This window comes from Microcoleus sp. Pol14D4 (genome assembly GCF_036701245.1).
Taxonomy (GTDB): Bacteria; Cyanobacteriota; Cyanobacteriia; order Cyanobacteriales; family Microcoleaceae; genus Microcoleus.
The window spans coordinates 63,198-69,197 of the sequence record NZ_JAUBQM010000027.1 but is presented as its reverse complement, the minus strand read 5'-3'; the positions used below and the strand labels follow the sequence as shown (position 1 = coordinate 69,197).

Below are 6,000 nucleotides of genomic sequence, written 5' to 3'. Positions count from 1 at the left end.
GCTGCCTATCTTTTTTTACCACACATTGGCTCAATCCTCACCACCTCTGGGTTTCAGGCTGGTTGTTACCCCCCCAGAATTTTGAGACAAATTTCTATTAATCACAAGTTGATACTCTTAGCCACAGAGTCCGAAATATTTTCCGGCAACGCTCCTTAAATTGCCAACGGTCACCGACTTGTTTTTTTGCGTAGCTTATGCACGCACTCTCAAACCCACAATAATAATGATGAATTTCCACCCTCATTTTTTTTCGGCAAAAACCCTAGCAATTGTTTGTGCAATTGCTGCGTTTGTTGTCCTTGCTAGCAAAGTCTTTGCCACAACAATCGGTTATGCACCGCCATTTAAAGAAACCAGCTTTTACAGTACGATGATATCTACTAATAACGATTTAGCTGACATTTATTATCCTACACCATCCGATCTTAATTCAGGTAATTACTCTTTCCCCATTGTACTTTTATTGCAAGGTGCGCTTGTAGATAAATCATTTTATTCAGATTACGCTAGCCACGTGGCGCGGTACGGCTTTGTGGTAGTCGTTCCGAACCATTTGCGCCCTTCGCCCTTCAACCCCACTTTACCGCCTAATTTGGCGTCGGAAACTTCGCAAATTGCGGCGGTTTTGTCGCAAATGGCGATCGAAAACACAAACCCCACATCTCCTATTTCGTCTGTTATCGATACGCAGCGCCTTGGTTTATTGGGTCATTCTTTTGGTGGTGCAGTGGGGTTATCTGTGATTGCTAATAAATGCCTCCCAGAATTGTATTTGTGTCAAGAGCCATTTACGCGCCCGAAAGAACTATTAGCGGGTGCATTTTTTGGGGCTAACTTGCGGAATCCCATTGCTAATGAATTTGTACCCATCGCTAATGATGGCATTGCAGTGGCGTTGATTCAAGGATCTATCGATGGTGTCGCCCTGCCCGATCGATCTCAAAGCACTTTTGAGCAAATTCAAACACCACCCAAAGCTTTGATCGCTGTTATGGGTGCAAATCACTTCGGCATTACCGATGTTAATAACCCCGCTGGTGCGAACCCCGATCGCAATACTGCTACCTTAGAGCGAGCCGTGGGTATTGAAACGATCGCCCGTTGGAGCGCCCTGTTTTTGCGGGCACATATGCTTAAAGATCGATCGGCATTTGATTATATTTACTCTCAAGGTGACGCCCTCGATCCGAATGTCCGCGTTACCACCGTTGCAGTTTCCAAACCATCTTCTAACTAGCTACCTAAAAAAACGTAAGATAAATTAAGGCTAATAGATAGTGTGCGTACAGTTTTATTATTGGGCATCACTGATCTGACAGACCGCGAGCACTATATTGTTTTAACCATCTATGTACAGTAATTCTATGTACATCTAAACGTTCAGCTACATCTATAAGGCTTTGACTCGCTCCAGTTTTTAACCAATCAAGTGCCTGAATTTTTTGTTTATTAGGTAGAGTTCGCTACTCGGACAGAATTATTTTTAACTCCTCTGCTGTTAAATCAATTCTTTCTGGGTAGTTTACTTTCATAAAGTATTCCTCAAACTTTGTTTTTCATTGTAGCAGTTCTTTTTGGGAAATGATATTTTTAACTAAATTTCCCTTTTCAGTAACGTCAGCTTGCCGCTTAAAGACTAGCAAAGTAATATCATCAAACACTTTCTGCTTGCCTATATGTTGCCGCACATCTACAATCACCGCATCCTTAACTCCTGCTGCAGACTTGTGCCAATTTTGACTAATTACTTGACACAATTGCTTCAGTCCATACTGCTTTTTGCGGATGTTATAAGCTTCTGGAATGCCATCAGTATAAAGCACCACGCCATCTCCAGGTTCTAGCTCGATCAGGACGTGACTGATGAAGTCTGCGATATCATCATCTAAAGCGATGGGGAAGCCTAACTCCATCGTATCGATGCGCTCAACATCTCCATTTTTTCGCACAACTAGCGTTTCTTCATGCTGACCGCTGATGCTAATGAGTCCTTCGGAGTAGCTCAAAATCGCCAGCGTCAGACTTTTCTCAGAATTCATGCGCTGTACGTTTTTGTAGAGGGTACGGTTGAGTACATCCAGGAATCGAACGGGGTCTAGTTCACGAATCTCTTGCAGGGTGCGAACTGAGGTTTGCGCCATCAGCATCAGAATGCCACTTTCCAGGCCATGTCCGGTGACATCACCGATCGCCAGTGTGACAACACCATCGATCTGTAGCACGTCGTAGTAGTCACCTCCTACTTCATCAGCGGGTTCCATGTATCCGGCGATATCTAGTCCGTCAATTTCCAGTTCATCAGGGTTAGGCAAAATCATTTGCTGGATCTGACGCGCCACATTTAATTCTGCACCTAAGCGGAGGTTGTCTACTTTGAGTTTTTCGTTGAGGCTAATGATTTCTTGATTAGCATGAGCGAGTTCTGCTGTTCGTTCTTTAACTTTGTCTTCGAGGGTTTCAAAGGATTCTTGGATTTGCCTCGCCATACTGTTGAACGATCGTGCCAGCAGACCGATTTCGTCTCGCGATCGCATCTTCACACGGATGTCTAACTTACCTGCCGTAAACTGGGCAACCGCTTGGGTTAGGTTAATCACAGGCTTTGTTAATAGTTGTGCGATCGCCAAAGCGATGATAGTTACAATTGTGGCGATGATTGCTAATAAAATAAGTGCATCACGTATTTGTTTTTCTACAGGTGCTAGGGCAACGGCAATGGGCTGTGCGAAAAGAACTGACCAAGGTTTATATTTCAGGCGGGCGATCGCTAACAGGCTCAACTCATTATTACCCCTAGCTGCCAATCGTGTGGTTAGATAGGGCTGCTTAGTGTCTAAAGCTTGCTTGAGGTCGGGCAAATTGATTGCAAATTCTTTCGTTATAGTCTTAGGCAAACGCCCTTCGCGTTGCAGTTTCGCTACAACATTGGGTGACAAAGGCACAATTGATTTGAAAAGGAGTTCAGGTGTAGTGCTATGTGCCAGATGAATATAGCGATCATCTAAAAGAACTGCTAAGGATTTCGCACCTGCGCGTTCAGTTTCCCGAGTCACCAACTGCTGGACAGATGTGGCATTGTATGTGACTCGCAATACACCCAATATATTTCCCTTCGCATCGCGAACAGGACTGCTAAAAAAAAGCGTAGCGAGGTTGGGAATTGTCGTCGATTGCCTAATACTAGAAACAAAAGGTAGTTGAGTTTTGAGCGGTTCTTGGAAGTAATCTTGGCCGGATTCATCTCGTCCGACATCCGGTGTATTCGTATCGAGTACATTCCGTCCCTTTAAGTTGAGCAAGGCATAGGAGATAATATTAAGCATATCTTTGCGACTGAGCCGGGTTAAGGTTTCAGTCGCTAACATCTCTTGGGGACTACCATTTCGCCGTTCTGGAGGTAGGCCCAGATAGGCGGCCAAACCTGGTAAAATCGCTTCTACGCGCACGGCACTGAGATTCCCATCGATAAACCCATCTATTCTGTAAACAGTTTCGTTAGCTGCCGCAAATAGGGATTGTCGTGCGTTGTCGGTCAATGCCTTTTCAGTTGTATTTTTGTCGATAAATGCTAACAACAGCAATGGAATTAGAGCAACGAGGAGAAACGACACGATTAACTTTGTACGAATGCTGTTGAAAAAGGAACGCTTCATGGTTTCAGACTAGGAGGGGGGGTTAAGAAAGAAGAATTGAACAATTTTTCTAGATTGGGAAGGCGCGTCACATTGCCAGCGCGAATAAAAAAGTCCGCATATTTCTTGGCAGTTTTGTAGATATAATTAGGACTGTCTGATTGAAAGAACTTTTGATTTTCGGCAAAGTCAGTGAGGTCTATTCCCTCGAAAGAGATTGTCTTGCTGGGAATATTCAACGCTTTGCTCACGATCTCGTTTCCTTCGGGAATATTGGCTTCCCAATATGACAAGGCTTGAAACCAGCCTCGCACAAAGGCGCGAATATCTTCGGGGCGATCGCGTATCGCCTCACCCCGAAACGCGATCAAATCCAAAATTAAGCCTGGGGTTTGCTTGCTTGTAAACAAAATTTTTGCCCCTATTTTTAATGCTTCCGAAATATGCGGTTCCCAAGTGTGCCCTGCTTGGATAGCATTGTTTTGTAAGCGCTGGGGAACTTCTAAACCATCAACTTTAACCAGCCTAACATCATCGCTCGTCAGCTTAGAGATTTTCAACATCTCAGTAACGAAGACTTCGCTAAAGCCGCCTAGATTTGCACCAAGCTTTTTTCCTTTCAAGTTAAGAATTCTTTTAATGTCCGATTGCGCGACTACGACATCTGCACCAGTCGATTCATCCACAACCATCACAGCTTGGATATCAGGATTTGTGGCACTCAAGATCATAAAATCTCCCAAGGTTAATCCGATCCCATCATACTTCCCTGCACTGAAATCTGCTTGTTGCAATTGTAAGTAGTCTACATAGCTCAGTTCCACGTCTATCCCTTGCGCTTTGAAGAATCCTTTCTCTTGAGCAATGATGCCAGGCATATGGCCAACAAAAGAGATAAAACTTACTTTCAGGGGAGGAGGTTTTACTTTTAGAGATTCCGGAGAATGACAAGCAAACAGCAGCCAGCAGGTAATAATAATAAAGATGCTGTTGAAAAAGGAGCGCTTCATGGTTTCAGACTATGAGGGGGGGTTAAGAAAGAAGAATTGAACAAGGTTTCTAGATTGGGAAGGCGCGTCACATTGCCAGTGCGAATAAAAAAGTCTGCATATTTCTTGGCGGTTTTGTAGATATAATTAGGACTGTCTGATTGAAAGAACTTTTGATTTTCTGCAAGATTAGTGAGGTCTATTCCCTTGAAAGAGATTGTCTTGATGGGAATATTCAACGCTTTGCTCAGGATCTCGTTTCCTTCGGGAATATTTGCTTCCCAATATGACAAGCCTTGAAGCCAGCCTCGCACAAAGGCGCGAATATCTTCGGGGCGATCGCGTATCGCCTCACCCCGAAACGCGACCAAATCTAAAATTAAGCCTGGAGTTTGCTTGCTTGTAAACAGGATATGCGCCCCTAATTTTAATGCTTCAGAAAGATACGGTTCCCAAGTGTGTCCTGCTTGGATAGCGTTGTTTTGTAAGCGATTGGGAACTTCTAAAGCATCGGCTTTAACCAGGCTAACATCATCGCTCGTCAGTTTAGAGGTTTTCAACATCTCAGTAACAAAAACCTCGCTAAAGCTGCCTAGATTTGCACCAAGCTTTTTTCCTTTCAAGTTAGGGATTGTTTTAATCTCCGATTGTGCGACTACCACATCTGCACCTGTCGATTCATCCAAAACCATCACAGCTTGCATATCAGGATTTGTGGCACTCAATATCACCAAATCCCCCAAGGTCAATCCGATCGCATCATACTTCCCTGCACTGAAATCCGCGTCTTGCAATTGTGAGTAGTCTACATAGCTGAGTTCCACGTCTACCCCTTGCGCTTTGAAGAATCCTTTTTGTTGAGCAATGATTAGAGGTGTATAGCTAACAAAAGGGACAAAAGATACTTTTAGGGGAGGACGTTTTACTTTTAAAGGTTGCGAAGAATGACAAGCAAACAGCAGCCAACAGGTAATAATAAATATACAGATGTAATTGAGTAGTTTAGACATACTAGCTAGAGCATTCCTGGTGTAGAAAAGGCGACTGATATTTTCTGGAACCCGATCGACCTAAGTGCATCGTCCGCAATCGCCGCTAAACCTGTTCCGGTGGCTATATCTAGAACAAGCTTGCCCGATCGCACTTTTGCCAATTCTACTAACCGACTTGCAGCTTGTTTGTGAAATTCATTCTCGTAGTCGGGGCGGTTGTGGAAGCCCTTGGAAGTCTGCCGTTTGTAGGCACTTAGCGAGTAAGTCATGCGGAATTACTGGTTTAGCTTTCTACATTGTGGCAGTTATGGTCGATCGCGACTCTCGGCGCAGGTGACATCAGCCGGCAATCTCTACAAGGCCCGCCCATGTATGCAAAACCGC

General features: G+C 44.2%; 6 protein-coding genes. 1 reads left to right on the top strand and 5 read right to left on the bottom strand.

Translation table 11 applies throughout. The features are described 5' to 3' along the window. Window positions 1–226 precede the first annotated feature (226 nt). Window positions 227–1,240, top strand: coding sequence for a poly(ethylene terephthalate) hydrolase family protein (locus tag QUA33_RS12555; protein ID WP_333148865.1), 1,014 nt, complete (start codon window positions 227–229; stop codon window positions 1,238–1,240). A gap of 67 nt (window positions 1,241–1,307) precedes the next feature. On the opposite strand, the gene QUA33_RS12550 is transcribed toward QUA33_RS12555, so the two are convergent. From QUA33_RS12550 to QUA33_RS12530, 5 genes are all read right to left on the bottom strand, one after another. Beyond that, window positions 1,308–1,442 (bottom strand): helix-turn-helix domain-containing protein, encoded by a 135-nt coding sequence (locus QUA33_RS12550; protein ID WP_333148869.1) that lies wholly within the window; start codon window positions 1,440–1,442, stop codon window positions 1,308–1,310. A gap of 117 nt (window positions 1,443–1,559) precedes the next feature. After that, on the bottom strand, window positions 1,560–3,656 hold the full coding sequence (locus QUA33_RS12545; protein WP_333148864.1) for a SpoIIE family protein phosphatase: 2,097 nt from the start codon (window positions 3,654–3,656) through the stop codon (window positions 1,560–1,562). After that, window positions 3,653–4,645, bottom strand: a complete 993-nt coding sequence (locus QUA33_RS12540; RefSeq protein WP_333148863.1) for an ABC transporter substrate-binding protein — start codon at window positions 4,643–4,645, stop codon at window positions 3,653–3,655. Before QUA33_RS12540 ends, QUA33_RS12545 begins: the two co-directional genes overlap by 4 nt. Continuing rightward, a complete protein-coding gene (locus tag QUA33_RS12535; RefSeq protein WP_333148862.1) occupies window positions 4,642–5,634 on the bottom strand; it encodes an ABC transporter substrate-binding protein in 993 nt (330 codons plus the stop codon). The genes QUA33_RS12540 and QUA33_RS12535 overlap by 4 nt, the downstream gene beginning before the upstream one ends. 5 nt (window positions 5,635–5,639) lie before the next feature. Next, on the bottom strand, window positions 5,640–5,885 hold the full coding sequence (locus tag QUA33_RS12530; protein WP_333148861.1) for a hypothetical protein: 246 nt from the start codon (window positions 5,883–5,885) through the stop codon (window positions 5,640–5,642). Window positions 5,886–6,000: the final 115 nt, after the last annotated feature.